This window comes from Microbacterium sp. P5_E9 (genome assembly GCF_054049175.1).
The window spans coordinates 1-649 of record NZ_JBFUMV010000080.1 but is presented as its reverse complement, the minus strand read 5'-3'; the positions used below and the strand labels follow the sequence as shown (position 1 = coordinate 649).

At 70.7% G+C, this 649-nt stretch carries 1 protein-coding gene; it reads right to left on the bottom strand.

Going from position 1 to position 649, the window contains the following annotated elements; all coding sequences use genetic code 11:
- On the bottom strand, positions 1-289 hold a 289-nt coding region (locus tag ACXJ3V_RS20320), incomplete at its 3' end, for a hypothetical protein (protein ID WP_457102167.1).
- Positions 290-649: the final 360 nt, after the last annotated feature.

Here is a 649-nt window from a genome sequence, read left to right as displayed (position 1 = left end):
GTGCCCATGCGCAGGAGAAGAGCGACGCGCCGGAGCTTTCGGTCCCCTCCACCAACTCGCCGCCAAGGAGGGCCGCGAACCCGCAACTCTCGCCGGCATTTCCGCCGCAGCAAGCCCCTCCACGCTCCTCCATCAACGCGCCGTTGAGGAATATTCCGAACGAGCAGCTGTCGCCGACACCTCCACCGCAGCAGATCCAGCAGGCCCTTCCCCCTGAGACGTCTGCGGAACCGCCGCCGCAAGGCACCGCCAGCAAAAGAATCCCGGAGGAGGCCACGAACGCAGCCACGCCAGGCGTCCCGGCCGCCAGCAAGGCGAACGCCGCCCGCAACCAGGTCGCCCCCAAGCCCACCACGCCACCCCGCATCACAGCGCCAGCAACCGCCCCCGCTGTCGCCGCTCCCCTCCGCGCTCCTGCACCGCCTCCCGCTCTCCTCGTCGCAATCCCACGAGCGGAGCCCACGCTCAGCGGCGTGTTCTTCGTCAGTGCAACGACCGGCTGGGCAGTGGGCGACGACGGCACGGTGCTCGCCACGCGCGACGGCGGCAGCTCCTGGACCGCCCAGAACACTGGCATCCGCGACGGGCTCTCGGGTCTGCACTTCGCGAACGATGGCCTGACGGGATGGGCCGTCGGCGGGCCCGGCAT